Origin of the sequence: Caulobacter sp. LjRoot300, assembly GCF_964253875.1 — a bacterium.
Classification (GTDB): Bacteria; Pseudomonadota; Alphaproteobacteria; order Caulobacterales; family Caulobacteraceae; genus Caulobacter.
In genome coordinates, this window is the sequence record NZ_CAXUSA020000005.1 from 359,673 (window position 1) to 383,103 (window position 23,431).

At 67.6% G+C, this 23,431-nt stretch carries 30 protein-coding genes; 16 read left to right on the forward strand and 14 right to left on the reverse strand.

Annotation, left to right across the window (positions count from 1 at the left end; genetic code table 11):
• Positions 1-877: 877 nt before the first annotated feature.
• A complete protein-coding gene (gene purB, locus ACSQ2G_RS19000; protein ID WP_436033515.1) occupies positions 878-2,188 on the forward strand; it encodes an adenylosuccinate lyase in 1,311 nt (436 codons plus the stop codon).
• Positions 2,189-2,346: 158 nt separating this feature from the next.
• Positions 2,347-2,847 (forward strand): DNA-deoxyinosine glycosylase, encoded by a 501-nt coding sequence (locus tag ACSQ2G_RS19005; RefSeq protein ID WP_436033517.1) that lies wholly within the window; start codon positions 2,347-2,349, stop codon positions 2,845-2,847.
• On the opposite strand, the gene ACSQ2G_RS19010 is transcribed toward ACSQ2G_RS19005, so the two are convergent.
• Together ACSQ2G_RS19010 and ACSQ2G_RS19015 are read right to left on the reverse strand one after the other, a co-directional pair.
• Positions 2,831-3,217, reverse strand: a complete 387-nt coding sequence (locus ACSQ2G_RS19010) for a type II toxin-antitoxin system VapC family toxin (protein WP_436033519.1) — start codon at positions 3,215-3,217, stop codon at positions 2,831-2,833. The genes ACSQ2G_RS19005 and ACSQ2G_RS19010 overlap by 17 nt on opposite strands.
• Positions 3,214-3,468 (reverse strand): type II toxin-antitoxin system Phd/YefM family antitoxin, encoded by a 255-nt coding sequence (locus ACSQ2G_RS19015; protein ID WP_436033521.1) that lies wholly within the window; start codon positions 3,466-3,468, stop codon positions 3,214-3,216. Before ACSQ2G_RS19015 ends, ACSQ2G_RS19010 begins: the two co-directional genes overlap by 4 nt.
• A 142-nt stretch (positions 3,469-3,610) precedes the next feature.
• Between ACSQ2G_RS19015 and ACSQ2G_RS19020 the strand changes: the two genes are divergently transcribed.
• The gene (locus ACSQ2G_RS19020; RefSeq protein WP_436033523.1) at positions 3,611-5,638 is read left to right on the forward strand and encodes a M13 family metallopeptidase; all 2,028 of its coding nucleotides are present in this window, start codon (positions 3,611-3,613) and stop codon (positions 5,636-5,638) included.
• Positions 5,639-5,695: 57 nt separating this feature from the next.
• Here the strand turns inward: ACSQ2G_RS19020 and ACSQ2G_RS19025 are convergent, their stop codons facing one another.
• Both ACSQ2G_RS19025 and ACSQ2G_RS19030 read right to left on the reverse strand, forming a co-directional pair.
• On the reverse strand, positions 5,696-6,115 hold the full coding sequence (locus tag ACSQ2G_RS19025; protein WP_436033525.1) for a DUF1842 domain-containing protein: 420 nt from the start codon (positions 6,113-6,115) through the stop codon (positions 5,696-5,698).
• Between the two features lie 249 nt (positions 6,116-6,364).
• The gene (locus tag ACSQ2G_RS19030) at positions 6,365-6,682 is read right to left on the reverse strand and encodes a DUF1476 domain-containing protein (RefSeq protein ID WP_028040000.1); all 318 of its coding nucleotides are present in this window, start codon (positions 6,680-6,682) and stop codon (positions 6,365-6,367) included.
• A 290-nt stretch (positions 6,683-6,972) separates the two neighbouring features.
• Here ACSQ2G_RS19030 and purC point away from each other — a divergent pair, with 290 nt between their 5' ends.
• The 4 genes from purC to purQ all read left to right on the forward strand — a co-directional run bounded on the left by purC (position 6,973) and on the right by purQ (position 9,633).
• A complete protein-coding gene (gene purC, locus ACSQ2G_RS19035) occupies positions 6,973-7,731 on the forward strand; it encodes a phosphoribosylaminoimidazolesuccinocarboxamide synthase (RefSeq protein WP_028040001.1) in 759 nt (252 codons plus the stop codon).
• A gap of 171 nt (positions 7,732-7,902) precedes the next feature.
• The gene (gene purS / locus ACSQ2G_RS19040) at positions 7,903-8,142 is read left to right on the forward strand and encodes a phosphoribosylformylglycinamidine synthase subunit PurS (protein ID WP_056756332.1); all 240 of its coding nucleotides are present in this window, start codon (positions 7,903-7,905) and stop codon (positions 8,140-8,142) included.
• A gap of 153 nt (positions 8,143-8,295) precedes the next feature.
• Positions 8,296-8,781 (forward strand): DUF3291 domain-containing protein, encoded by a 486-nt coding sequence (locus tag ACSQ2G_RS19045; protein ID WP_436033527.1) that lies wholly within the window; start codon positions 8,296-8,298, stop codon positions 8,779-8,781.
• 189 nt (positions 8,782-8,970) lie between these two features.
• The gene (gene purQ, locus ACSQ2G_RS19050) at positions 8,971-9,633 is read left to right on the forward strand and encodes a phosphoribosylformylglycinamidine synthase subunit PurQ (RefSeq protein ID WP_436033528.1); all 663 of its coding nucleotides are present in this window, start codon (positions 8,971-8,973) and stop codon (positions 9,631-9,633) included.
• A gap of 127 nt (positions 9,634-9,760) precedes the next feature.
• Here the strand turns inward: purQ and ACSQ2G_RS19055 are convergent, their stop codons facing one another.
• The gene (locus ACSQ2G_RS19055) at positions 9,761-10,471 is read right to left on the reverse strand and encodes a hypothetical protein (protein WP_436033529.1); all 711 of its coding nucleotides are present in this window, start codon (positions 10,469-10,471) and stop codon (positions 9,761-9,763) included.
• 142 nt (positions 10,472-10,613) lie between these two features.
• Here ACSQ2G_RS19055 and ACSQ2G_RS19060 point away from each other — a divergent pair, with 142 nt between their 5' ends.
• Positions 10,614-12,524, forward strand: coding sequence for a CocE/NonD family hydrolase (locus tag ACSQ2G_RS19060; protein WP_436033531.1), 1,911 nt, complete (start codon positions 10,614-10,616; stop codon positions 12,522-12,524).
• 199 nt (positions 12,525-12,723) lie between these two features.
• Here ACSQ2G_RS19060 and ACSQ2G_RS19065 read toward each other — a convergent pair whose 3' ends face one another.
• The 4 genes from ACSQ2G_RS19065 to ACSQ2G_RS19080 form a co-directional block, all read right to left on the reverse strand.
• Complete coding sequence (locus ACSQ2G_RS19065) at positions 12,724-12,885, reverse strand: hypothetical protein (RefSeq protein WP_436033533.1); 162 nt, start codon at positions 12,883-12,885, stop codon at positions 12,724-12,726.
• Between the two features lie 84 nt (positions 12,886-12,969).
• Positions 12,970-13,566: a peptidylprolyl isomerase gene (locus tag ACSQ2G_RS19070; RefSeq protein ID WP_436033535.1), complete on the reverse strand. Its 597-nt coding sequence runs from the start codon at positions 13,564-13,566 to the stop codon at positions 12,970-12,972.
• Positions 13,563-13,958: a type II toxin-antitoxin system VapC family toxin gene (locus ACSQ2G_RS19075; RefSeq protein ID WP_436033536.1), complete on the reverse strand. Its 396-nt coding sequence runs from the start codon at positions 13,956-13,958 to the stop codon at positions 13,563-13,565. Before ACSQ2G_RS19075 ends, ACSQ2G_RS19070 begins: the two co-directional genes overlap by 4 nt.
• Entirely contained in the window at positions 13,955-14,227 is a 273-nt protein-coding gene (locus ACSQ2G_RS19080; protein WP_436033538.1) for a type II toxin-antitoxin system VapB family antitoxin, read from the reverse strand. The genes ACSQ2G_RS19075 and ACSQ2G_RS19080 overlap by 4 nt, the downstream gene beginning before the upstream one ends.
• A gap of 64 nt (positions 14,228-14,291) precedes the next feature.
• On the opposite strand from ACSQ2G_RS19080, the gene purL reads away from it, so the two are divergent.
• Both purL and ACSQ2G_RS19090 read left to right on the forward strand, forming a co-directional pair.
• The gene (gene purL / locus ACSQ2G_RS19085) at positions 14,292-16,505 is read left to right on the forward strand and encodes a phosphoribosylformylglycinamidine synthase subunit PurL (protein WP_436033540.1); all 2,214 of its coding nucleotides are present in this window, start codon (positions 14,292-14,294) and stop codon (positions 16,503-16,505) included.
• Positions 16,506-16,523: 18 nt separating this feature from the next.
• The gene (locus tag ACSQ2G_RS19090; RefSeq protein WP_436033542.1) at positions 16,524-16,871 is read left to right on the forward strand and encodes a hypothetical protein; all 348 of its coding nucleotides are present in this window, start codon (positions 16,524-16,526) and stop codon (positions 16,869-16,871) included.
• A gap of 125 nt (positions 16,872-16,996) precedes the next feature.
• Here ACSQ2G_RS19090 and ACSQ2G_RS19095 read toward each other — a convergent pair whose 3' ends face one another.
• The gene (locus ACSQ2G_RS19095; RefSeq protein ID WP_436033544.1) at positions 16,997-17,137 is read right to left on the reverse strand and encodes a hypothetical protein; all 141 of its coding nucleotides are present in this window, start codon (positions 17,135-17,137) and stop codon (positions 16,997-16,999) included.
• A 102-nt stretch (positions 17,138-17,239) separates the two neighbouring features.
• On the reverse strand, positions 17,240-17,743 hold the full coding sequence (locus ACSQ2G_RS19100) for a winged helix-turn-helix transcriptional regulator (protein WP_436033546.1): 504 nt from the start codon (positions 17,741-17,743) through the stop codon (positions 17,240-17,242).
• Between the two features lie 124 nt (positions 17,744-17,867).
• Here ACSQ2G_RS19100 and ACSQ2G_RS19105 point away from each other — a divergent pair, with 124 nt between their 5' ends.
• Both ACSQ2G_RS19105 and ACSQ2G_RS19110 read left to right on the forward strand, forming a co-directional pair.
• Positions 17,868-18,677, forward strand: a complete 810-nt coding sequence (locus ACSQ2G_RS19105) for an SDR family NAD(P)-dependent oxidoreductase (protein WP_436033548.1) — start codon at positions 17,868-17,870, stop codon at positions 18,675-18,677.
• A gap of 160 nt (positions 18,678-18,837) precedes the next feature.
• Complete coding sequence (locus tag ACSQ2G_RS19110; protein WP_028040012.1) at positions 18,838-19,044, forward strand: hypothetical protein; 207 nt, start codon at positions 18,838-18,840, stop codon at positions 19,042-19,044.
• 184 nt (positions 19,045-19,228) lie between these two features.
• Here ACSQ2G_RS19110 and ACSQ2G_RS19115 read toward each other — a convergent pair whose 3' ends face one another.
• A complete protein-coding gene (locus ACSQ2G_RS19115; RefSeq protein WP_436033550.1) occupies positions 19,229-20,185 on the reverse strand; it encodes a M20/M25/M40 family metallo-hydrolase in 957 nt (318 codons plus the stop codon).
• A gap of 7 nt (positions 20,186-20,192) precedes the next feature.
• Positions 20,193-20,852: a hypothetical protein gene (locus ACSQ2G_RS19120; protein ID WP_436033552.1), complete on the reverse strand. Its 660-nt coding sequence runs from the start codon at positions 20,850-20,852 to the stop codon at positions 20,193-20,195.
• A 185-nt stretch (positions 20,853-21,037) separates the two neighbouring features.
• Between ACSQ2G_RS19120 and ACSQ2G_RS19125 the strand changes: the two genes are divergently transcribed.
• The 4 genes from ACSQ2G_RS19125 (at position 21,038) to ACSQ2G_RS19140 (ending at position 23,023) form a co-directional block, all read left to right on the forward strand.
• Positions 21,038-21,274 (forward strand): BolA family transcriptional regulator, encoded by a 237-nt coding sequence (locus ACSQ2G_RS19125; RefSeq protein ID WP_310033213.1) that lies wholly within the window; start codon positions 21,038-21,040, stop codon positions 21,272-21,274.
• Between the two features lie 5 nt (positions 21,275-21,279).
• Entirely contained in the window at positions 21,280-22,176 is an 897-nt protein-coding gene (locus ACSQ2G_RS19130; protein WP_436033554.1) for a hypothetical protein, read from the forward strand.
• 77 nt (positions 22,177-22,253) lie between these two features.
• A complete protein-coding gene (gene grxD / locus ACSQ2G_RS19135) occupies positions 22,254-22,607 on the forward strand; it encodes a Grx4 family monothiol glutaredoxin (protein ID WP_436033556.1) in 354 nt (117 codons plus the stop codon).
• Positions 22,604-23,023: an acyl-CoA thioesterase gene (locus tag ACSQ2G_RS19140; RefSeq protein WP_436033558.1), complete on the forward strand. Its 420-nt coding sequence runs from the start codon at positions 22,604-22,606 to the stop codon at positions 23,021-23,023. The genes grxD and ACSQ2G_RS19140 overlap by 4 nt, the downstream gene beginning before the upstream one ends.
• 12 nt (positions 23,024-23,035) lie before the next feature.
• Here ACSQ2G_RS19140 and ACSQ2G_RS19145 read toward each other — a convergent pair whose 3' ends face one another.
• Complete coding sequence (locus ACSQ2G_RS19145) at positions 23,036-23,401, reverse strand: hypothetical protein (protein WP_436033560.1); 366 nt, start codon at positions 23,399-23,401, stop codon at positions 23,036-23,038.
• Positions 23,402-23,431 lie beyond the last annotated feature (30 nt).

Consider the following 23,431-nt stretch of genomic DNA (forward strand, 5'->3'; position numbering starts at 1 on the left):
GGGGGAGGCGGCCGAAGGCCGGTGGGGGGAGTGCTAGGATCGTCGAGCCGGGCTGTGGCCATCGGCCGATCACTCCCCCCACCGTCGGCTGCGCCGACACCTCCCCCAGAGGGGGAGGATCTTGAGTGCACGGCTTCGCCGCCTCACGCGGAAACCCGCTGAGCTTGATGGGAAGGGTGCGAAGCGCCCGGGCCTCGCCCGGAGTAGCTTTGATGTTTTGTACCGTTTCGACGAAGACGAGCGCTTCGCGCGGCCGTTATCCGGAAGCCTTCGGGTCGCGGATTTTTAACCCGCTCCGATGGAGGCCCCCGACGGGCGGAGCATTGGCGTGCTCCGGACCGCATGGGCGATTTCAGCCCGTGCCTGTTGCGCTTGCCGATCCTCCGCCGCCTGGGTTTCGTCCCGACTAAGGGGAACCTGCCCAGGCCGTCGCGAAAGGTTGTCACTGAAGACCACCGACAAACGCTTCCCGCTCGACCACCCCCGAAAGCCGCATCGGTCGCCGTACGTGCGCCCTCCCCGTGCCTTCAGGTGGGATCAGGATAAGGGCGGTCTGAAGGGGTGGGGATCAAATCAGGTCGAGAAAGTTCAAGGCATTGAAATTTCTAGACTTTGATTCCTGAGCGCCGAGCATAGAGCCCTTCCCTCCCCCTCGTGGGGAGGGTGGCCCCGGCAGCGCCAGGGTCGGGTGGGGGCCTGCTGAGTCAGCCAGCAAACCCATCAAACGCCCTGCACCGCTCCCCACCCGACCCGCTACGCGGGCCACCCTCCCCGCAAGGGGGAGGGAAGCGCCCTTCTGGAAACGCTCAGGCCTTCATCCCAAGTAATAATCCCCTTCCCTTGACTCCCCCGGCGGACGGGACCAAACGCCCGCCTCATGATCAGCCGCTATTCCCGCCCCGAAGCCGCCGCCATCTGGTCCAGCCAGACCAAGTACAAGATCTGGTTCGAGATCGAGGCCCACGCCGCCGACGCCATGGCCGAGATCGGGGTGATCCCCAAGCTCGCCGCCCAGACGATCTGGGAAAAGGGCCGCGACGCGGTCTGGGACAGCGACCGCATCGACGAGATCGAGCGGGTCACCAAGCATGACGTCATCGCCTTCCTGACCCACGTGTCGGAAATCGTCGGCCCCGAGGCCCGGTTCCTGCACCAGGGCATGACCAGCAGCGACGTGCTGGACACCTGCTTCGCCGTGCAGCTTTCCAAGGCCACCGATCTGCTGATCGAGGACGTCGACCTGCTGCTGGCCGCCCTGAAGCGGCGGGCCCTGGAACACAAGATGACGGTGTGCGTGGGCCGCAGCCACGGCATCCACGCCGAACCCATCACCTTCGGCCTGAAGCTGGCCGGCTACTACGCCGAGTTCCAGCGCGCCAAGGAGCGGCTGGCGATGGCCAGGTTCGAGATCGCCACCTGCGCGATCAGCGGCGCGGTCGGCACCTTCGCCAATGTCGATCCGCGGGTCGAGCAGCACGTGGCCGACAAGATGGGCCTGACGGTCGAGCCGGTCTCGACCCAGGTGATCCCCCGCGACCGCCACGCGGCCTATTTCTGCGCCCTGGGCGTGGTCGCCTCGTCGGTCGAGCGCCTGGCGACCGAGATCCGCCACCTGCAGCGAACGGAGGTGCTGGAGGCCGAGGAGCCGTTCGAGGTCGGTCAGAAGGGCAGCTCGGCGATGCCGCACAAGCGCAACCCGATCCTGACCGAGAACCTGACGGGCCTGGCCCGGCTGGTCCGCTCGGCGGTGACCCCGGCCCTGGAGAACGTCGCCCTCTGGCACGAGCGCGACATCAGCCACTCGTCGGTCGAGCGCGGCATCGGGCCGGACGCCACCATCCACCTGGACTTCGCCCTGCGCCGCCTGGCCGGGGTGATCGAGCGCTTCAACATCTATCCCGACAACATGGCCAGGAACCTGGACAAGCTGGGGGGCCTGGTGTTCTCGCAACGGGTGATGCTGGCCCTGACCCAGAAGGGCGTGTCGCGCGAGGACGCCTATGCCGCCGTGCAGGGCAATTCGATGAAGGTGTGGCGCGGCGAAGGCCGGTTCATCGACTTCCTGAAGGCTGATCCGGTCGTGTCGAAGGCCTTGTCAGACGCCGAACTGGAAGAGCTGTTCGACTACGGCTACCACACCAAGAACGTCGACGTGATCTTCAAGCGGGTGTTCGGCGAGCAGGGCTGAGCGCGCCTTCCTGTCGTCCCGGACAAGGCCCGAAGGGCCGCCGATCCGGGACCGCCGCAAGCGCTGAGTTCACGCGTCGGTCCCGGATCTTCGCGCTGCGCGCTCGTCCGGGATGACAGGCTTTGAGAATGTTCGACGATGGTGCAAGAGCGTCGAACATGATCCGAAAGTCCGGCTTTCCACCCGTCGTCGACGCAAGCACCCGCGTCCTGATCCTGGGCAGCCTGCCGGGCGAGGCCTCACTGGCCGCGGGGCAGTATTACGGCAACCCCCGGAACGCCTTCTGGCGGCTGATGGAGGGCGTGCTCGACACGCCGCTGGTCGCGCTGGCCTATGAAACGCGCTTGGCCGCCTTGCTCGCGCGGGGCGTGGGCCTGTGGGACGTGATCGCCGAGGCCGAGCGGCCCGGCAGCCTCGACGCCGCCATCCGCGATCCGGCCGCCAACGACCTGGTCGCCCTGATCGACACCCTGCCCGCCCTGCGCGCCGTGGCCTTCAACGGCGGGACGGCGGCGAAGCTGGGCGACAAGCTGATCTTGGGCCGCCTCCCCACCCTGGCCCTGCCCTCCTCCAGCCCGGCCCACGCGGCGCGGTCGTTCGAGCAGAAGGCCGCGCTCTGGAACAGGCTGCGGGCCTTCCTGCCTACCAGAGCCGGCTGACGCCGTAGCCGTCGAAGACCGCCTCGTTCGAGACCAGCAACATGCCCTCGACGATCGCCTGGGCGATCAGCAGCCGGTCGAAGGGGTCCTTGTGCGGGATCGTCAGCGAACCGGCGAACCGGGCGTGGGTCAAGGTCACCGACAAGGGATGGAAGCCCAGCGCTTCGATCTCGCTCTCGAACCGCGCCGCCAGCACGGCGGCCTCGGGGAGCTTGCCGATGCGGTGCTTGGTGGTGATTTCCATGGCCGATGCGGCGCTGACGAAGACCGTCGAGCCTTCGGCGGCGATGGCGGCCATCGCCGCCGCGCCAAGCCGCGGATCCTGGTGTCCCCACCAGATCAGCGCGTGCGTGTCCAGCAGCAGCCTCAATCGCCCTCGCCGTTCCACAGGGCGAGTTCATCATCAGGCAGCGGATCGAAGAAGCTCTCCGTGAGGCCGAAACCTTCCCGTCCCTTCCACATCCCAGCCTGACGCTTGGGCTTGGGCGTTTCGACCGGCTCCGGCACCAACCGCGCTACCGGCGTCTTGCCGCGGGCGATCACGACCTCGCCGCCGGCCTCGACCTCGGCCAGCAGACGGGAAAGATTGGTCTTGGCGTAGTGGATGGTGACGACGGTCATCCGGGGCCTCCGCTTAGCTAAGCATGTTAGCTAAGTCGTGCGAAAAGGCAAATCACGACGGCGGCGGGACATTACAGCATTTTCATCTGCGCCCCGCCCGGAACTAGGGCAGCATCGCCGGCCTCGAGGGGAGACCTTTCCTATGCGCCTGTTCCTGCTGGCCGCCGTTTCGGCGGCCGCCCTGTCCACGACCATCTTGGCCACGACCCTGCCCGCCGCGGCCCTGGCGGCCGATCCGCCGACCAAGGCGATGTACGGCGACTGGGGCGTCGACCTGACCGCCGGCGACCGCTCGGTGTCGCCGGGCGCCGACTTCGACAAGTACGCCAACGGCGCCTGGGCGGCGCGCACCCAGATTCCCGACGACCAGGCCTCGGCCGGCGTCGGCTACGACGTCTACAACCGCTCGCAGGATCAGCTGCGCACCCTGATCGAGACGGCCGATCCGTCCACCCCGATCGGCGCGCTCTACAAGAGCTTCATCGACGAGGCCAAGGTCGAGGCGGTCGACGACAAGCCGCTGAAGGCGGACCTGGCCAGGATCGCCGCGATCAGGACCAAGGCCGACTTCGCCGTCGCCATGGGCCAGGCCCAGGGCGGCTTCGGCAGCGGCGTCTTCTCGCTGGACATCTATCCGGACGCCAAGAACCCGGAGGTCAACACCCTCTATGTCGGCCAGGCGGGCCTGGGCCTGCCCGACCGCGACTACTACCTGACCGACGACTTCAAGCCGCAGCTGGCGGCCTATACCGCCTTCGTCGAGCGGGCCCTGAAGATGGCCGGCTATCCGGACCCGGCCAAGAACGCCGCCGATGTCGTGGCCTTCGAGACCCGGATCGCCCAGGCCAGCTGGCCGGTCGCCGACCGCCGCGACATCGACAAGACCTACAACCCGGCCACCGCGGCCGAGCTGGCGACCTTCGCGCCCTTTCCCTGGACGCCGTACCTGGCCGCGGCCGGCATGCCGGGCCTGACCAAGGTGGTGCTGGGCGAGAAGACCGCCGTGCGCGACATCGCCAAGATCTATGACGAGACGCCGCTGGAGACGTTGAAGGCCTGGCAGACCTTCAACATCGTCGCCGAGACCTCGCCCTACCTGTCCAAGCGCTTCGTCGACAGCCGCTTTGCGTACACCAAGGTCCTGAGCGGCCAGTCGGCCCTGCGGCCCCGCTGGAAGCGCGGCGTGCAGCTGGTCGACGGCAGCCTGGGCGAGGTGGTTGGCCAGACCTATGTCGCCAAATATTTCCCGCCCAGCTCCAAGGCCCAGATGGTCGATCTGATCGCCAATCTGAAGACGGCCATGGCGGCGCGGATCCAGAAGGCGCCGTGGATGAGTCCGGCGACCAAGGCCGAGGCCCTGACCAAGCTGAGCAAGATGCAGGTGATGGTCGGCTATCCCGACAAGTGGCGCGACTATTCGGGCCTGAAGCTGGACGCCAATGATCTGTACGGCAATGTCGCGGCCAGCCGGCGCTTCGAGTGGGCCTATACGCTGAGCGACCTGGGCAAGCCGGTCGACCACGGCAAGTGGGGCATGACCCCGCAGACCGTCAACGCCTATAACGGCGGGCTGGAGAACAAGATCGTCTTCCCGGCCGGCATCCTGCAGGCGCCCTATTTCGATCCGGCGGCCGACCCGGCGGTGAACTACGGGGCGATCGGCGCGGTGATCGGCCACGAGATCAGCCACGGCTTCGACGACCAGGGCCGCAAGATCGACGCCACCGGCAAGCTGCGCGACTGGTGGACCGCCGAGGACGCCAAGCGCTTCGACGCCCAGGCCGACGTGCTGGGCAAGCAGTACGACGCCTATGAGCCGGTCCCCGGCGCCCACATCAACGGCAAGCTGACCATGGGCGAGAACATCGCCGACCTGGCCGGCCTGCAGGTGGCCCTGGACGCCTACCACGCCTCGCTGGGCGGCAAGCCGGCCCCGGTGATCGGCGGGCTGACCGGCGACCAGCGCCTGTTCCTGGCCTTCGCCCAGTCGTGGCAGGACAAGTCGCGCCCCGACTCGCTGAAGCAACAGATGGCCTCCGACCCGCACGCCCCGTCGTCGTTCCGCGTGGTCGGCCCCACCCGCAATGTCGACGCCTGGTACGACGCCTTCGGGGTCAAGCCGGGCGACGCCTACTACCTGGCGCCCGGGGCCCGCTCGCGGGTCTGGTGACGTGAAAAGGCCCGCGCCGCATCATACGGCGCGGGCCTTCGCTTCGGGTCGTCGGGATCAGGTGATGTGCTTGACCGGCACATGCTCGACGTGGGTGTTGAGATAGTTGAACCCGCCCGAGCCGTTCCAGGCCTGGTCGACCGTCAGGGCCGCCGTGAACTTGGCCAGGAACGAACCGATGGCGGGCGGCGGCACGCTGTAGACGAACTCGCCGCTCAACGAGACCAGTTGGTGGTTGGGACCGAAACCGGTCTGGTAGATCTGGCCGGTGACCGGGAAGCGGTGATTGCCGCCCAGCACCGCCTGGTTGACCTCGGCGATGCCGCTGACATGGCCCGAGGCGGCCTGGACGGTGAGGGCCAGGTTGACGATCGGGGCGCCGGGCGTGCCGACGTTGCCGACCACCGCCTTGACGAAATAGAGCCCGACCTTGTCGCCGGCCTTCTGGGTGTGAAGCGTACCGATATCGTCGGCCATGATGCATCCTCCTGGCATTGAACGACCCTTCAGGATCGCCTTATGCGAGCGTGATACATCCTGCCGTTGGCGACGCCCAAGAAAACCTTTGCGTGTCACCTTGTTTTCTAACAACCAAAAGGCGTAATTGGTCCGTGGGCGTCGCGCCCCAACCGTCCGACCGCGCAAACGACAAGGCCCGGCGGCGACGGGTGTCGCGGCCGGGCCTTGCTGCGGTGTTAGATTATTTCGCGAAAGACCGCGGCGATCCTATTCGCCGGCGGCGATCTGGCCGCGGGCCAGGGCCAGCAGCTCGTCCATCTTCCGGCGGACCTCGCCCTCGCCGACATTGACGCCCGAGCCCTTCAGGTCGCCGGCGACCTTGCGCAGCACATCCTCGTCGCCGGGCTGCTCGAAATCGGACTTCACCACGGCGCGGGCGTACTCCTCGACCGTCGCCAGGCCCATCAGTTCTGCCGCCCATTCGCCCAGCAGGCGGTTACGGCGGGCGGTCGCCTTGAATTCCTGTTCCTGCTCCAGCGCGAACTTGCGTTCGAAACCCTGTTCGCGTTCGTCGAAGGTGGTCATGAAAGCCCCAATAGTCTCTGAGCCGGCTGCATATCCTCTGGCGAGCCGCCGAGCAATCGGAAGCAACGCCGCAGCGTCACCGATCCGCTCACAATCCCGTCGATCCGGCTAGGGCTGTTTGCGCCGGGGGCCGCCTTCAGCTAGTTTCGGGACGACATTTTTCGTGAGCGGCCTTGAGTCGAACGCCGCGCGCAGCTATCCGCCGCGCGCGCTTTTCGTTTCTCCGGAGATTTCCGGACCGGTTTCCGGACAGGGGGCGCGCCGCAACCAGAAGGGCCTCGACGAGAGCCATGACCACCCGCCGCAAGAAGATCTACGAAGGCAAGGCCAAGATCCTGTACGAGGGCCCCGAGCCGGGCACACTCATCCAGTACTTCAAGGACGACGCCACCGCCTTCAACGCCCAGAAGAAGGCAGTCCTCGAAGGCAAGGGCGTGATCAACAACCGTATCAGCGAGTACATCATGACTCGCCTGAACGGCATCGGCGTGCAGAACCACTTCATCCGCCGCCTCAGCCTGCGCGAGCAACTGATCAAGGAAGTCGAGATCATTCCGCTCGAGGTGGTGGTGCGCAACATCGCCGCCGGCTCGATCGCCACGCGCCTGGGCCTGGCCGAGGGCACGCCGCTGCCGCGCTCGATCATCGAGTTCTACTACAAGGACGACAAGCTGGGCGACCCGATGGTCTCCGAGGAGCACATCACCGCGTTCAACTGGGCCGCCACCCAGGAGATCGACGACATGATGGCCATGGCCCTGCGGGTGAACGACTATCTGTCGGGCCTGTTCAGCGGCGTCGGCATCACCCTGGTGGACTTCAAGATCGAGTTCGGCCGCGTCTACGAAGGCGACTTCAGCCGGGTGATCCTGGCCGACGAGATCAGCCCCGACAGCTGCCGCCTGTGGGACTCGACCACCAACGAGAAGATGGACAAGGACCGGTTCCGCCGCGACCTGGGCAATGTCATCGAAAGCTACACCGAGGTGGCCCGCCGCCTCGGCATCATGAAGGAAATGCCCACCGTCATCCAAGGCGGCGTGCACTAGCGGATTGAACCTTCTCCCAGAGGGAGAAGGAGGGGCCCGCGCGCCGCTCGGCGCGTGGGAGGATGAGGGGGTAAACCCCGTCCGCCAGGCCCCGTAACCCCTCACCCTCCCATGCTGCGCATGGGCCCCTCCCTCTCCCTCTGGGAGAGGGCGCTAAAGGTTGGAAGCGCGATGAAAGCCAAGGTTCAAGTGTTCCTCAAGCCCGGCGTGCTCGACGTCCAGGGCAAGGCCGTCGAAGCCGCCCTGCACGGGCTGGGCTGGGCCGACGTCTCGGGCGTGCGGGTGGGCCGCACCATCGAGTTCGACCTGACGCAGACCGACGCCGCCAAGGCCGAGGCCGAGGTCAAGGCCATGTGCGACAAGCTGCTGGCCAACACGGTCATCGAGAGCTACCGGGTCGAGATCGCCTAAGGCGAAGTCGAGACAACGATCGGGGACATGCGCATGCGCATGTCCCCAGCAGTATCCAAAAGCGCCCTCCTCCGGGAGCGGCGCTTTTTCTTCGCGCGGCGCCTTCCGCTCCCGCCTGGCCGCCCCATGTTCGGTGAACACGGAGGGATCCCCATGAGCGCGAAGTTTCACCTGGCCCAGGTCAATATCGGTCGCCTGCGCGCGCCGATCGACCACCCGATGATCAAGGACTTCGCCGACAACCTCGACCCGATCAACGCCCTGGCCGAGGCCTCGCCCGGCTTCGTCTGGCGGCTGACCGGCGAGGGCAACAACGCCACCGACCTGCAGCCGTTCGACGACGTGCTGATCGCTATCAACATGTCGGTCTGGACCGACATCCCGTCGCTGGGGGCCTATGTCTATCGCAGCGGCCACGTGCAGTTCATGCGCCGCCGCCGCGAATGGTTCGAGCACATGGACCTCTACATGGTTCTGTGGTGGGTCCCCGCCGGCCATCGGCCAACCATCGACGAAGCCAAGGAAAGGCTGGCCCTGCTGGAGGCCCACGGCCCGACGCCGCAGGCCTTCACGTTCAAGATCCCGTTCCCCGCGCCGGACGAGGCGACGGTGGAGCCGGTGCTGGACGAGTGCGCGTAGCCAACTCGAACTGTCATCCCGGACGAGCGCGCAGCGCGAAGATCCGGGACCAGGGCGTGAGCTCAGAGCTTCCGGCGGTCCCGGATCTGCGCCCGGCTTCGCCGGACTTGTCCGGGATGACAATCTATTCGCGCGATCAGACCTCCCGCCCCCTGACAACCCTCGCGAACGGTGCTACAGGCCCGCGCCATGAAAGCCGCCGTCGTCGTCTTCCCCGGTTCCAATTGCGATCGTGACTGCAAGGTCGCCATCGAGCGCTCCGCCGGAGCCCGCGTCGAGATGGTCTGGCACCAGGAGACGGCCCTGCCGGACGACCTGGACCTGATCGTCCTGCCCGGCGGCTTCTCCTACGGCGACTACCTGCGCTGCGGGGCCATGGCCGCCCAGAGCCCGGTGATGCGCGAAGTGATCAAGGCCGCCGACGACGGGGTCGCGGTGGTCGGGATCTGCAACGGTTTCCAGGTGCTGTGCGAGGCGGGCCTGCTGCCCGGCGCCCTGCTGCGCAACGAGAAGCTGAAATACATCTGCAAGCCGGTGGTCCTGGACGTGGTCAATAGCCAGACCCGCTTCACCGCCGGCTTCGGCGAGCAGCGCTCGGCCGTGATGACCGTCGGCAACGGCGAGGGCAACTTCTTCGCCGACGAACAGACCCTGGACCGCATCGAGGGCGAAGGCCAGGTGGTGTTCCGCTACCAGGACAATCCCAACGGCTCGGCCCGCGACATCGCCGGCATCATGAACGCCAAGGGCAACGTGCTGGGCCTGATGCCCCACCCCGACCGCTCGTTCGACCCGGACCTGGGCTCGGAAGACGGCGCCCTGCTGTTCCGCAGCATCTTCGCCTCGGCCTGATCCTCTCCTCCCCTGCGTAGCGGGGGAGGTGGCGCGGCGCCATCGGCGACGTGACGGAGGGGGCGTTCCCTCCGCTAGACGCCCCCTCCGTCAAGATGCGTATTCGCATCGCGCCACCTCCCCCGTTTCACGGGTGAGGAGCAATAAGCGTCCACTCGCCGTTCTTGCGCACGACCTTCGTTGTCCGCCAAGCCGACAGCGGCAGTTCGCCAGCCAGCAGTTCGCCGTTCCTGTCGCGGTACTTCGGCGACAGCACCTTCAGCTGCAGCACCTCGTCGCTGAGCCAGACCGGGTCGCAGGCGTAGTCGGCGTCGATCGCCTGGCTTTCGAACCGGCCGTCCTTGTAGTCGACGATCTCTATGCCGTTGAACTCGTTGATCAGGCTGTCGTCGCCCACCGCCGCGATCGCCTTGCCGCCGGGCGAGGCCAACGGCGGGCCGCCCATCTCGACCGACTGGCCGCTGCGCGGGTCGATCAGGCGCCAGGCCAGGTCCTCGTAGCGCAGCACGAACACCACCTCGAGGCCAGACCGCGCCCAGCCGCCCAGATATTCGAACTCCTCGCCGCCGTCGCCTTCGCCGTCGACCATCCGGGTCTTCAGCCGGACCTTGCCCAGCGTCAGCATCTTGCCGCTGCGCTTGACCCGTCCTTGCGACGCCGCGATGGCCTTGGTCTCCTGCCCGGGCACGCCGACCGTGAGCCCTTCCCCGGTGTTCTCGCCGCCGTGGCAGCGCCGATGGGCGTAGTTGTCGCGAAGGTCCAGGTCCGGCGCGGCGAAGGCAGGCTGGGCGGCCAGGCCCGACGCCAGGGCGACGCTCGCCAGGAAAACTCTACGCATGAAGCACCCACCGACTCGCCGATTGGCGGGCAAGGGAGCACGCGGCCGCCGCCGGCTCAAGCCGCCGCGCCGACCGGTGTTATACTATAGCGCCCCTCGAAGACCGCTCTTAAGGTGCGCTCAACCCTTGGGGAGCTTTTCGATGAGTCTCGCATCCGCCTTCCGCGCCGGCCTGCTGGCCGCCGCCGCCCTGACCGCCTTCGCCACCGCCGCTCACGCCCAGACTCCGGCGCTGACCCCGGACATCGACGGCAAGTACGTCGCACCCACCGCCGGCTACGACTACGACAAGCGCGTGGTCATGATCCCGATGCGCGACGGGACCAAGCTCTACACCGTGATCGTCGTGCCCAAGGGGGCGAAGAACGCCCCGATCCTGCTGACCCGCACGCCCTACAACGCCGCCAAGCGCACGGCGCGCAACGACAGCCCGTCGATGCTGGCCACCCTGTCCCAGGGCGACGAGGTGTTCGTCAAGGACGGCTATATCCGCGTCATCCAGGACATCCGCGGCAAGTACGGCTCGGAGGGCGACTATGTGATGACCCGGCCGCTGAAGGGGCCGCTGAACAACAGCGAGGTCGACCACTCGACCGACGCCTACGACACCATCGAGTGGCTGACCAAGAACGTGCCCGAGAGCAACGGCAAGGTCGGCATGCTGGGGTCGTCCTACGAGGGCTTCACCGTGGTCATGGCCCTGGTGAACCCGCACCCGGCCCTGAAGGTGGCCGCGCCGATGAGCCCGATGGTCGACGGCTGGATGGGCGACGACTGGTTCCACTTCGGCGCCTTCCGGCAGGTGAACTTCGACTACTTCACCGGCCAGACCACCAAGCGCGGGGCCGGCGACGACATCGTGCGCCGCAGCCCCGACGACTACGAGAACTTCCGCCGGGCCGGCTCGGCCGGCGACTACGCCAAGGCCAACGGGCTGGACGTGCTGCCCTGGTGGAAGAAGCTGACCGAGAACGCCGCCTATACGCCGTTCTGGAGCCAGCAGGCGCTGGACAAGACCATGGCCGAGCAGCCGCTCAAGGTGCCGACCATGTGGATCCAGGGCCTGTGGGACCAGGAGGACATGTGGGGCGCGGTGCACGCCTACGCCGCCACCGAGCCCAAGGACGCGGCCAACGACAAGAGCTACCTGGTGCTGGGTCCCTGGCGGCACAGCCAGGTGAACTATGACGGCTCCAGCCTGGGCGCGTTCAAGTGGGACGGCGACACCGCCCTGCAGTTCCGCCGCGACGTGCTGCTGCCGTTCTTCGACCAGTACCTGAAGGACGGCGCGCCCAAGGCCGACACCCCGCCGGTGCTGATCTACGATCCGGGCCAGAACCGCTGGGATCGCTACAAGTCCTGGCCCCAGGGTGGCGACAAGCCCTTGTACCTGACCGAGAAGGGCGGCCTGTCGTTCAGCGCCCCCGCCCCGGCCAAGGGCGCGGCCGCCTATGACGAATATGTCTCCGACCCGGCCAAGCCGGTGCCCTACATCCCGCGGCCGATGAAGTTCGGCGACCGCGACCGCTGGACGCCCTGGCTGCTGACCGACCAGCGCGCCGTGGCCGACCGCACCGACGTGCTGAGCTACGTCTCCGAGCCCCTGACCGCGCCGCTGAAAATCGCCGGCGTGCCCAAGGTCAACCTGACCGCCTCGACCAGCGGCACGGACAGCGACTGGGTGGTCAAGCTGATCGACGTCTTCCCCGACGAGGTTCCCAGCCAGCCCGAGCTGGGCGGCTACCAGCTGGCCGTCGGCATGGACATCTTCCGCGGCCGCTACCGCGAGAGCTTCAGCGCCCCCAAGGCGCTCAAGCCGAATACGCCGCTGAAGTACCAGTTCATCCTGCCGACCGCGAACTACACCTTCCAGCCGGGCCACCGGATCATGGTGCAGGTGCAGTCCAGCTGGTTCCCGCTGTACGACCGCAACCCGCAGACCTTCACGCCCAACATCTTCTTCGCCAAGCCGGCGGACTATGTGAAGGCGACGCAGCGGGTCTATCACGCGGGCGACACGGCCAGCTTCATCGAGCTGCCGGTGGTGCGGTAACGCAAGACCCTCCCCCTGTGGGGGAGGCGGCCGAAGGCCGGTGGGGGGAGTTTGGGATTGAAGATCCTGGGTGCGGCGACCTGCCGATCACTCCCCCCTCCGTCGGCTTCGCCGACACCTCCCCCACAGGGGGAGGACCAACGAAAAGGGGCCGGCGGACACCGCCGGCCCCTCCTTCACATTCACGGAGCGGTCTTCGTCAGCGCTGCTGCTGATCCTTCTGGTTGGCCTGGCCGCCGGGATTGCGGCCCGGCTCGTTCTGGCGGTTGCGGTCGCCCTGCTGCTGCTGCTGCTGGCCCGGGGACTGTCGCTGCGGGTCGTTCTGCTGCTGCTGCGGGCCGCGGGTCTTGTTGTCGCCCATGAGATTTCTCCTTGCACAGCGCGCCGATCGCGCACGAACAGGAAAACGGCTCGGGAGTCGCCTCGTTCCCAGGGCCAAGCTGCCTTAATTCCGGCTTAGCTTTTGAATCTTCACCGGATTTTCGAGAATCTGGCCCTTCATATAGGGGTCGTCAGCCTTGGTGAGCGTGGGCGCGTCGTGGATCTTGCGGACCACGTCCATCCCCTGGACCACCTTGCCGAAGGCCGCGAAGCCCTGGCCGTCCTTGTTGCGGGCCCCGCCGAAGTCCAGGGCCGGGTTGTCGCCCAGGCAGATGAAGAACTCCGACCCCGCCGTGCCCGGCTTGTCCCGCGCCATCGAGATCACGCCGTCGGTGTGCCGGATCCCCGTGACCTTGGTGGTCTCGTGGGCGATGGCGGGCAACGGGCTGTCGTCGCGGTTCAAGCCGCCCTGGATGACGCTGATGGTGGCCGGATTGTTGTCGTTCTTCGGCGAGACCGTCCGGTAGAAGGTCCCGCCGTCCAGCAGATGCTGGTCCGCATAGGCCAGGAAATTGGCCACGGTGACCGGCGCCTTGTCGGGATAGAGCTCGATGACGATCGGACCCAGGTCCGTGACCATCCGCACCCGGACAGGCGCGGCCCCGGCGGCGGTCAGCGGCAGGGCGGCGGCGAGCGCCAGCAGGTGGCGACGGGAGATCATGCAAGGACGCTTTCGATGTCTGTCTGCGAAAAATCGTTGCCTTTGAAGAGCAACGGCTCACCCAGCACTTTCGCCAAGGCATAGGAAAAGCTGTCACCATAATTTAGGGCGGCCGGGTGCCGGCCCTTGCCGTAAGCCCGTCGCGCTTCCGCCGCGACGAAGGCCTGCTCGGCGGTTACAGCCACGATGGTGACGCCCAGATCGATGAGATCTTCGTCGAGCATCGCTTGCCCATGTTCGGCGTGAAGCTTGCGGAAATAGACCTCGGCGCATTCCACGTAGGATGCGGCCGACATCTTCCGAACCCAGGCGCTGTCGATCGCCGAATAGAGCGCCGCGCGCTCGGGTTCATCCAGAGCGATGGCCATCAAGGCGGAGCTGTCGATGATCATCCGAACGGTTGGCCGAATTCGTCGTAGAGTTCTTCCTGTTCGATCTCCCGCCAAGACCGCGTGTCCTGCGTCCTGGGTCGAGCATCCAGCTTAGCGAAGAAAGCCTTCCTTCGGGCTTCCCGCTCCTGGGGTGTAAGGTTGACGCCGGACAGGCGCTCCTTCCGCTCCAAAAGCGCCTGCCGGTAGACTTCGATTAGGCTTTCACCCGTGGCGTCGGAAATTTCGCGCGCCAGGTTCTCGATTTCATCGGTGAGGAGCTGGATACCCATTTCGATCCCCGTCTTCGTCCTGAAATGTAGCGGAATCTCCCGGGTCACGCTAGAAGGCCCGCCCATGAGCACCTCGCCCTCCCCCGCCAAGTCCATGGCCGACACGGCCGCCGAATTCGGTCTCAAGCCGGAGGAGTACGCCGTCGTCCTCGACCGCCTGGGCCGGGAGCCCAACCTGGTCGAGTTGGGGGTGTTCTCGGTGATGTGGTCCGAGCACTGCTCGTACAAGTCGTCGAAGAACCAGCTGAAGAAGTTTCCGATCACCGGTCCGCGGGTAATCTGCGGCCCCGGCGAGAACGCCGGCGTGATCGACATCGACGACGGCGACGCCATCATCTTCAAGATGGAGAGCCACAACCACCCTTCCTACATCGAGCCCTACCAGGGCGCGGCGACGGGCGTGGGCGGCATCATGCGCGACGTGTTCACCATGGGCGCGCGGCCGATCGCCCTGCTGAACGCCCTGCGCTTCGGCGAGCCCGACCACCCCAAGACCAAGCGCCTGGTCGACGGCGTGGTGGCGGGCATCGCCGGCTACGGCAACTGCGTGGGCGTGCCCACGGTCGCCGGCGAGACCAACTTCCACAGGGGCTACAACGGCAACATCCTGGTCAACGCCATGTGCGTGGGCCTGGCCGACGCCGACAAGATCTTCTACTCGGCCGCCCCCGGCGCGGGTCTGGCGGTGGTCTATTTCGGCTCCAAGACCGGCCGCGACGGCATCCACGGCGCGACCATGTCGTCGGCCGAGTTCTCGGAGGACTCCGAGGAGAAGCGCCCCACCGTCCAGGTCGGCGACCCCTTCGCCGAGAAGCTGCTGATCGAGGCCACGCTGGAGCTGATGGCCACCGGCGCGGTCGCCGCCATCCAGGACATGGGCGCGGCGGGCCTGACCTCGTCGTCGGTCGAGATGGCCGGCAAGGGCGGGGTCGGCATCGAGCTGAACATGGACATGGTGCCGCAGCGCGAGACGGGCATGAGCGCCTACGAGATGATGCTGTCGGAAAGCCAGGAGCGCATGTTGGCGGTGTTGAAGCCCGGCCGCGAGCAGGAAGGCCACGCCATCTTCGAGAAGTGGGGCCTGGACGCCGCCGTCATCGGCTACACCACCGACACCGGCCGCCTGGTGCTCAAGCATCACGGCGAGACCGTCTGCGACGTGCCGCTGGCCCCGCTGTTCGACGACGCGCCGCTGTATGACCGGCCCTGGGTCCAGCCGACGCTGCACCCGCACCTCGACCCGGGCAAGATCCCCGCACCGGCCGACTGGAACGCCGCCGTGCTGAAGGTGGTCGGCAGCCCTGACATGGCCTCCAAGCGCTGGCTGTGGGAGCAGTACGACCGCCACGTGATGGCCGACACCCTGGAAGACAGCGCCACGGGCTGCGACGCCGGCATCGTGCGCATCCACGGCAAGGGCAAGGCCATCGCCGTGACCAGCGACGTCACCCCGCGCTACGTGCAGAACGACCCCTACGAGGGCGGCAAGCAGGCCGTGGCCGAGGCCTGGCGCAACCTGACCGCCGCCGGCTCCACGCCGATCGCCATCACCGACAACCTCAACTTCGGCAGCCCCGAAAAGCCGGAGACCATGGGCCAGATCGTCCGCGCCACCGACGGCATGGCCGAGGCCTGCCGGGCGCTGGACTTCCCGGTCGTGTCGGGCAATGTCAGCCTCTACAACGAGACCAACGGCGTCGCCATTCCGCCGACCCCGACCGTCGGCGCGGTGGGCTTGCTCTCCGACTACGACCTGCGCATGGGCTTCGGCAACGTGGCCGAGGGGGATGCCCTGGTGCTGATCGGCGAGACCCATGGCGAGCTGGGCGCCTCGATCTATCTGCGCGAGATCCTCGGTCGCGAGGACGGCGCGCCGCCGCCGGTCGATCTGGCCGTCGAGCGCAAGAACGGTGACTTCGTGCGCGGCCTGATCCCGACCGCCCTGGTCGCCGGCCTGCACGACCTGTCGGACGGCGGCCTGCTGATCGCCGCGGCCGACATCGCCCTGGCCAGCAAGGTGGGCGTCACCCTGAACGCCACCAGCCACGCCCACGCCCATCCCTACCTGTTCGGCGAGGACCAGGCCCGCTACCTGCTGGCCACCCCCGATCCGGACGCGGTGCTGGCCGCCGCCAAGGAAGCCGGCGTCCACGCCATCGTGGCCGGCGTGGCCGGCGGCGACGCCTTCGCCTCGACCGGCCTGTTCAGCCTCCCGCTGGAAACCCTGCGCACGGCCCACGAGGCCTGGCTGCCGGGCTTCATGGGCGCCGTCGCCTAAAGGACCTTGAGTATGCGTATGACCTCCCTCCTGGCGAGCGCCAGCCTGGCCCTGTCGCTGCTGGCCGCCTGCGCGCCCGCGCCGGCCCCGCAACCGGCCGCCCAGAGCGCCGACGCCTCGTGCGCGGCGCGGGGCGGGACGATGCAGCCGGTCGGCCGCCTGCAGCGCCAAACCTGCGTCGTGCCCTATGCTGACGCCGGCAAGACCTGCTCGGACAAGGCCGACTGCCAGGGCGCCTGCATCGCCAAGGGCAACCTGGAGGCCCAGGGCGCCACGACCGGCCAGTGCCAGAAGACCAACGTCCAGTTCGGCTGCTACGCCAAGATCGTCGGCGGCAAGTCGACCGGCGCGATCTGCATCGACTAGAGCAACCCGCGCGATATAGGAATCGCTCGGCTTGCTCTAGATTTTTGTTTTCGCATCGCTTTTGCGGAAAGCCGGCATCCACTTTTCCGCGCGATGCTCTAGGACGCCCCGGACCTCCTCGCGACTCACGCCGCTGGCTGAGGTCCGTCGCTCCTGTCGTCGGATCGGTTGTGGGCGTCGAGGGCCGCTTCGCCGTCCGGGGCGGGGACTGGATGGGCGTCCCGCCACAGGTCGCGCAGCCATTTCCACAGCAGGGTCAAGATCATCGCTCCCTCCCAGGGCGGGTCTTCGCCTCTTTGGATCGCGCCGGATCGCCCCCGCGACCCGGCCCGCCGAGCCGAAACCCTACACCCGAAGGCCGAGCGGACCTAGACTGGAGCCCGCCGAGTCCGCTCGACCTGGGCGACGCGCTCCAGCACGATCGGGCCGGCGGCGGGACCGGCGACGTAGACGAAGTCAGGGCTGTCGATCGGCTTGCCGGTGCGGCGATCCACCAGCACCGGCTCGGCCGGCAGGCCGGTGGCCGCCTCGACCATGTGGCTGGCGATTCCCTCGACCGCATAGTGGCGGTTGCCGAACGCCATCAGCGCCGTCATCACCGGCGCGAAATCGCGCGCCAGGTCGGTCAGCAGGTATTCGTGGCGCACCGGGCGCTCCTGGTAGGGCCGGCGCTCCAGGAAGCCGGCCTCGACCAGGGCCGCCAGCCGCCGGGTCAGAATGTTGGGGGCCACGCCCAGGCTCTTCTCGAACTGGTCGAAGCGGGTCAGGCCTTGGAAGGCGTCCCGCAGGATCATCAGGCTCCAGGTGTCGCCCACGCGTTGCAGCGTGCGGCCCACGGGGCATTGTCCAGGATCGAAGGCGCGTCGGGTCATGGGCTCAATATAGGCGATCACTAGCAAATCGAAAGTAAGTCACTTGCGTTTTGAAAGTTGCTCACCACTTCAGCTCCACGACCGGGCCATGGGGCCTTGGCCAACCCCCTACGGGATGAAGACGATGAGCAAGCAAGACCTCCGCGGCGCGGCCCTGATCACCGGCGCCTCCACCGGCATCGGCGCCACCTATGCCGACCGCCTGGCCCGCGCCGGCCACGATCTGGTGCTGGTGGCCCGCGACACCGCCCGGCTTGAGGCCCTGGCCGCCAAGCTGACCGCCGCCACGGGCGTCAAGATCGACATCCTCACCGCCGACCTGACCAACAAGGCCGACCTGGCCAAGGTCGAGGCCCGGCTGGCCGACGACGCCACAATCGACATCCTGATCAACAACGCCGGCGTCGCCCTGGCCGGAGCCTTCGTCGACCAGGACCTTGAGCGGATCGACAGCATGATCCAGCTGAACGTCGTCTCGGTCACCCGCCTGGCCCACGCCGCTGCCAAGGCCTTTGCCGCCCGCGACCGCGGCGCGATCGTCAACATCTCGTCCGTGGTCGGCCTGGCCCAGGAGCTGCAGATGGCCGTCTACGGCGCGACCAAGGCCTATGTGACCTACTTCACCCAGACCCTGCGCCTGCAGCTCTCGCCCAACATCCAGATCCAGGCCGTGCTGCCGGGCGCGACCCGCACCGAGATCTGGGACCGCTCGGGCAGCGGCGGCGCCGAGGCGCTGGATCCCAATGGTTTGATGGAGGTCGACGACCTGGTGGATGCGGCCCTGGCCGGCTTCCATCAGGGCGAGCTGATCACCATCCCGTCCCTGCCCGACCCGGCCGACTTCGCCGCCTATGATCTGGCCCGGACCAAGCTGCTGCCGAACCTGTCGCGCAACCGCTCGGCCGCCCGCTACAAGGTCGGCGAGCCGGCCTGATCGGCGAACCGGGGCTGGGACCGTTCGCGGTCCCGGCCTGGACCTTGTCGGCCGTCACGACACTGGCGCATCGCGACACTATCTATCTTCCGACCGCAAAAGGCCGGCCCGGGAACGAACGTCGCGCCCATCCGCTTGCCCGGCAGCCAAGGAGACCGACATGGCCGTCATTCCCAACCTGGACGAGTTCATTCTCGAGGAAACCGCCGACGGGATCTTCCTGACCGTCACCGGCGACGACGAACAGACCCTGAAGCTGAAGGTCACGCTGGATGACCTGGAGGAGATCGTCGAGGTCATCGACGAAGTGTTCGGACTGGAAGAGGACGACGGTGAGGCCGAGGAGGTCGACGAGAGCGCGGGGTGATTTGGGGGTTTCGGAAGATACTTTGGGACTAGAGATAAGTTGTCATCCCGGAAGCCTCGCAGAGGCTGTCCGGGATCCAGGGGCCGGCGCAGTGCGGTGGTCCTGGATCCCGGCTCTTCGCTTCGCTCCGGCCGGGATGACAACAGTTGGGCGTGTTTGTTGAGTCTCGGCCCGAGCCTGAAACCTACCGCCCCGCCGCCCTGCTGATCCCGTCAAGATCGTCGTCCAGCGCCCGGGTCGCGGTGACCACTGTGGCCACCGACCGCTTGAAGAAGTCCTGCGGCACCGTGGCGAAGTCGTCGGTGGGCTGGTGGTATTCGGGGTGGTCCTCGACGCCGAAATAGACCCAGGGCACGCCCTTCTCGGCGAAGGCGCCCTGGTCCGACTGCGCCGTCCAGTTGTTCTCCTTGCCCTGGGCGTCGGTGTCGTGGCCCAGCAGCAGCTTGACCGGCGCGGCCTTGGCCGCGCCCGCCAGCACCGGCTTCAGATAGGGCTGGGGACCGGCGCCGCTGACATAGAGCTCGCCCTTGGCGTTCTTGCTGATCATGTCGAAATTGACGTTCAGGCCGATGCTGGCCAGCGGCACGGGCGGGTCGGCGACGAAGGCCTTGGCGCCCCTCAGCCCGCTCTCCTCGCCGTCGAACGCCACGATCAGCACGGTGTGGCGCGGCGGCCGGGCCCGGAACGCCTCGGCCACGGCCAGCAGGCCGGCGATCCCCGAGGCGTTGTCGTCGGCCCCGTTATAGACCTGCCCCTTGCGGACTCCCAGGTGGTCGTAGTGGGCCGAGACCACCAGCACCTTGTCCGAACTGGACGTGCCCTCGATCCGCGCCACCAGGTTCACGCCGGTGATCTCCCGGCCGAAGCGGGGCTTGAAGGTGAACGGCCGCTCGAACGTCACGCCCCGAAGCGAAGTCTTGGCGGGCCGCAGCCCGATCTGCCCGAAGCGCTGGACGATATAGGCTCGCGCCTTGGCCCCGCCCGGCGTGCCGACGCCCCGACCTTCCATGTTGTCGGCCGACAGGACACGGACGTCGTCCAGCGCATGGGCGCCGGGCTTGAGCGCGGCGTGGGCTTGGCCGGTCAGGGCGACGAGAACGGCCGAGGCTGCGACGGCGTGACGGAAGGCGCGAAGGGTCATGCCTCCTTCAATGCGTCCGGATTCCCTGGTCGGCAAGCCAGTCCGCCTCGCCTTGGTCGCCGGGACGCCAATCACGCAGCCATCGCAGGGTCGGCGCGTCGGTGTCCAGGGCGCGACTGCGTTCGGCCGCCCTGCGCAGCGCCGTGGCGTCGCGGGCGACACAGCCGCCTTCGCGCTTCACGCTCAGCCCTGGCCAGGGACGGCGGGTGACCGCGGCGGGGCGGTCACGACGCGGCGGTCCGCAGAGCGTGGGCCAGTAGCGCAGGACCACGGCGCGGCCTTCGGCATCTCGCTCCAGCGCGGCGACGCCAAAGTAGAGATAGGCGTGTTGCGACGGCACGGCGGCGGTTTCCGATGTCTGGAACTCGTACTGCGCGATCATCGGGTCGCCGCCCGTGAGCATGTGCTCGGTCCCGTCCAGCGCCCACAGGACGCCCTTCCACGCCGAGGGCGCGAGCACGGTTTTCGCACAGTCCGGCCATGCCGTGTTTGGGGCATCCAGGTCGACCCGACACCCGGGCGCGTCTTCCATCCACCAGCCAGGCCGCACCGCTCGCGTCCCGACCGCCTGTTCGGCGGAGAACCAGGGCTTCTCCGAGACTACGAAGTTCTCGCAGCCGCCCAGGAAGAGCGCGGCCGCCACGGCCAGCATCGAAATCCGTCGCATCGGCCAGCCCCTTGCGCACTCACGTGGCGATCACGTGAATATCACAGCGACGTGATCATCACGTGATATCCCGTTATCGCGCAAGCAGAGAAAGCAACATTTCAGCCCGAACGGGCATTTTCCCGTATGCCCGTTCTTAAGGTTTACGCCGCATACCGAGGTTGAGAGATTCGGAGTCTTCGCCCGTGCCCATGTCCTTCCCAGACCTCGAAGCCCGCCTGCACGACGCCTTTCCGGACGCCGAGATCGTGCTGACCGACCTGGCCGGCGATGGCGACCACTACAAGGCGCGGATCGTCTCGCCGGCCTTCCGTGGCCTGAACCGGGTCAAGCAGCATCAGATGGTCAACCGCGCCCTGGCCGACGTTCTGGGCGGCGCGCTGCACGCTCTGGCGCTCGAAACCGCCGCGCCGGCGGAGTAGAGGCCGTGCGCTATCGCCCCTTCGGAAGCGCGGGCGTGGCCGTCTCGGCGATCACGCTGAAGCTGGAGGACCAGCCGCGCCTGCGCGCCGCCGATTGGCGCAAGCTGATCTTCGCGGCGCTGGAAAGCGGCATCAACAGCTTCGAGATCGACGGCGTCTCGCCGGCCCTGATCGAGGGCGCGGCCGAGGCCTTCTCCACCGTCGAACGCCGCCTGCTGTTCATCGGCTGGCGGCTGCGGGGCGCGCTGGACCGGGCGCTGAAGGCGCAAGCCGTGCACGACATGATCGACCAGGCCCTGGACCGCACGGGCCTGGGCCACCTGGACCTGGCCACCCTCGACGACCCGGACGCCAACGCCTTTCCCGCCGAGACCCTGGAGCAGCTGAAGGCCCTGCGCGGCGCGCGGCTGGTCCGCCTGCTGGGCGTGGCCGGGGCCGGCGACAAGTTCGACGCCTATGTCGCCTCGGGCCAGTTCGAGGCCATGGCCACGCCGTTCAACCTGGCCTCGGGCTGGATTGAGCGCAACCGGGTGCGGTCGGCCGTCGGCCGCGAGATGGCGGTGATCGGCCTGGACTACTGGCCCGAAGCGCTGCGCGAGGAGCCCAAGCACAGCTTCCTACCCAAGCCGTCGCTGTGGCGGCGCCGGACCGATCCCCTGGCCGATGTCGGCGGCTACGACTTCCTGCGCAACACGCCCGGCTGGAACGCCCAGCAGATCTGCCTGGCCTACGCCCTGACCGAGCCGTCCCTGGCCAGCGTCCAGGTCACGGCCAGCTCGCCCGCCGAGGTCGAGGCCCTGGCCGCGATCGCCGAACGCGACCTGCCCACCGGCTGCGCCGCCCAGATCGAGATGGCCCGCTTCTCGGCCCAGGAAGCGGCGAAGGCAAAGCGTCGCGCCTGAGGCCTTCGGCCGCGCCAAGACTTGACCCGGAGGGGCGCGGCGCCTAGCTGAGAGCCTACGCCCAAGGATCTTGTTCCATGACCGCCACCACCACCGACGTCGCCTCTTCTCCCGCCCTCGACTTCATCGCCAAGACCGTGGCCGAAAACCCCGTGGTCCTGTTCATGAAGGGCGTGCCGGACCAACCGCGCTGCGGCTTCTCGTCGATCACCGTCCAGATCCTCGACCATCTGGGCGTGTCGTTCGTCGGCGTCGACGTGCTGCAGGACGACGAACTGCGCCAGGGCGTCAAGACCTTCACCGACTGGCCGACCATTCCCCAGCTCTACGTCAAGGGCGAGTTCGTCGGCGGCAGCGACATCGTCCGCGAGATGTTCCAGTCCGGTGAACTGAAGACCCTGCTGGCGGAGCAAGGCCTGATCGAGGCTTGAGTCGACTCTTCGTCCCGCCCGATGACGCGTTCAAGCTGACCTTCGAACCGAAGGCGTCGGAGATCGACGCCAACGGCCACGTCAACAACGTGGTCTATCTGGCCTGGGGTCAGGACCTGGCCATCGAACATTGGGAAGCTTGGGCTTCGCCTGAAGAGCGGGCTGGATGGAGCTGGGTGGCCCGCCGCCACGAGATCGACTACCGCCGCGAGCTGCTGCCGCACGAGATCGCCACCGGCTACACCTGGGTGGGCGAGCTGAAGGGGCCGCGCTTCGAGCGCTTCTTCCGCATCGACGGTCCCGACGGCGAGATGTGCGCCCAGAGCCGCACCGACTGGGTGCTGATCGACGTCGCCGCCAAGCGCCCGGCGCGGGTTCTGCCCTGGATGGTCGAGCGCTTCACGCCGAAGGGGTAGGACCTCTCATCCTCAGTTTACGGGGTTGAGGAGCCGAACCGACCCAGCGCCCGCGAGACCCAGTTCGTCATAGCTGAAGCTGACCTCCGTCACGCTCGGCGCCGTCTTGCAGACGTCGAGGCGCTTGCGGGCGAAGGAAACCGTCTTCTCACGACCGTCGTGGCCCACGTAAAAGGCGAAGTCGGCCTTGGTCGTGCAGCCGGTCGATTCGACCTTCAAGACGAGCCCTGCGGGGCCAGCCACGGCTCCATGCAAGGTCTCGAGTTCGCCCGTCTCCTGCCCCGGCCGCACGACCAGCGCCACGCCCCCGCGCCCCGCGCAGCCGCCCAGGGTCAGCAACAGCCCGGCGGCCAGAAGTCGGCGTCGGTCGAGAGCCATGGACAACCTTGGCCAGAACGGAAAACTGAG

Excerpts from the sequence above, each read along its gene's own strand:
- ACSQ2G_RS19090 (WP_436033542.1), top strand. The coding sequence starts at position 16,524 with ATGACCTCCCTCCTGGCGAGCGCCAGCCTGGCCCTGTCGCTGCTGGCC.
- purL (WP_436033540.1), top strand. The coding sequence starts at position 14,292 with ATGAGCACCTCGCCCTCCCCCGCCAAGTCCATGGCCGACACGGCCGCC.
- ACSQ2G_RS19070 (WP_436033535.1), bottom strand. The coding sequence starts at position 13,566 with ATGATCTCCCGTCGCCACCTGCTGGCGCTCGCCGCCGCCCTGCCGCTG.
- ACSQ2G_RS19075 (WP_436033536.1), bottom strand. The coding sequence starts at position 13,958 with ATGATCATCGACAGCTCCGCCTTGATGGCCATCGCTCTGGATGAACCC.
- ACSQ2G_RS19105 (WP_436033548.1), top strand. The coding sequence starts at position 17,868 with ATGAGCAAGCAAGACCTCCGCGGCGCGGCCCTGATCACCGGCGCCTCC.
- purB (WP_436033515.1), top strand. The coding sequence starts at position 878 with ATGATCAGCCGCTATTCCCGCCCCGAAGCCGCCGCCATCTGGTCCAGC.
- ACSQ2G_RS19055 (WP_436033529.1), bottom strand. The coding sequence starts at position 10,471 with ATGCGTAGAGTTTTCCTGGCGAGCGTCGCCCTGGCGTCGGGCCTGGCC.
- ACSQ2G_RS19015 (WP_436033521.1), bottom strand. The coding sequence starts at position 3,468 with ATGACCGTCGTCACCATCCACTACGCCAAGACCAATCTTTCCCGTCTG.
- ACSQ2G_RS19060 (WP_436033531.1), top strand. The coding sequence starts at position 10,614 with ATGAGTCTCGCATCCGCCTTCCGCGCCGGCCTGCTGGCCGCCGCCGCC.
- ACSQ2G_RS19030 (WP_028040000.1), bottom strand. The coding sequence starts at position 6,682 with ATGACCACCTTCGACGAACGCGAACAGGGTTTCGAACGCAAGTTCGCG.
- purS (WP_056756332.1), top strand. The coding sequence starts at position 7,903 with ATGAAAGCCAAGGTTCAAGTGTTCCTCAAGCCCGGCGTGCTCGACGTC.
- ACSQ2G_RS19145 (WP_436033560.1), bottom strand. The coding sequence starts at position 23,401 with ATGGCTCTCGACCGACGCCGACTTCTGGCCGCCGGGCTGTTGCTGACC.
- ACSQ2G_RS19115 (WP_436033550.1), bottom strand. The coding sequence starts at position 20,185 with ATGACCCTTCGCGCCTTCCGTCACGCCGTCGCAGCCTCGGCCGTTCTC.
- ACSQ2G_RS19065 (WP_436033533.1), bottom strand. The coding sequence starts at position 12,885 with ATGGGCGACAACAAGACCCGCGGCCCGCAGCAGCAGCAGAACGACCCG.
- ACSQ2G_RS19005 (WP_436033517.1), top strand. The coding sequence starts at position 2,347 with ATGATCCGAAAGTCCGGCTTTCCACCCGTCGTCGACGCAAGCACCCGC.
- ACSQ2G_RS19110 (WP_028040012.1), top strand. The coding sequence starts at position 18,838 with ATGGCCGTCATTCCCAACCTGGACGAGTTCATTCTCGAGGAAACCGCC.
- purC (WP_028040001.1), top strand. The coding sequence starts at position 6,973 with ATGACCACCCGCCGCAAGAAGATCTACGAAGGCAAGGCCAAGATCCTG.
- ACSQ2G_RS19080 (WP_436033538.1), bottom strand. The coding sequence starts at position 14,227 with ATGGGTATCCAGCTCCTCACCGATGAAATCGAGAACCTGGCGCGCGAA.
- ACSQ2G_RS19045 (WP_436033527.1), top strand. The coding sequence starts at position 8,296 with ATGAGCGCGAAGTTTCACCTGGCCCAGGTCAATATCGGTCGCCTGCGC.
- ACSQ2G_RS19100 (WP_436033546.1), bottom strand. The coding sequence starts at position 17,743 with ATGACCCGACGCGCCTTCGATCCTGGACAATGCCCCGTGGGCCGCACG.
- purQ (WP_436033528.1), top strand. The coding sequence starts at position 8,971 with ATGAAAGCCGCCGTCGTCGTCTTCCCCGGTTCCAATTGCGATCGTGAC.
- ACSQ2G_RS19020 (WP_436033523.1), top strand. The coding sequence starts at position 3,611 with ATGCGCCTGTTCCTGCTGGCCGCCGTTTCGGCGGCCGCCCTGTCCACG.
- ACSQ2G_RS19095 (WP_436033544.1), bottom strand. The coding sequence starts at position 17,137 with ATGATCTTGACCCTGCTGTGGAAATGGCTGCGCGACCTGTGGCGGGAC.
- ACSQ2G_RS19120 (WP_436033552.1), bottom strand. The coding sequence starts at position 20,852 with ATGCGACGGATTTCGATGCTGGCCGTGGCGGCCGCGCTCTTCCTGGGC.
- ACSQ2G_RS19025 (WP_436033525.1), bottom strand. The coding sequence starts at position 6,115 with ATGGCCGACGATATCGGTACGCTTCACACCCAGAAGGCCGGCGACAAG.
- grxD (WP_436033556.1), top strand. The coding sequence starts at position 22,254 with ATGACCGCCACCACCACCGACGTCGCCTCTTCTCCCGCCCTCGACTTC.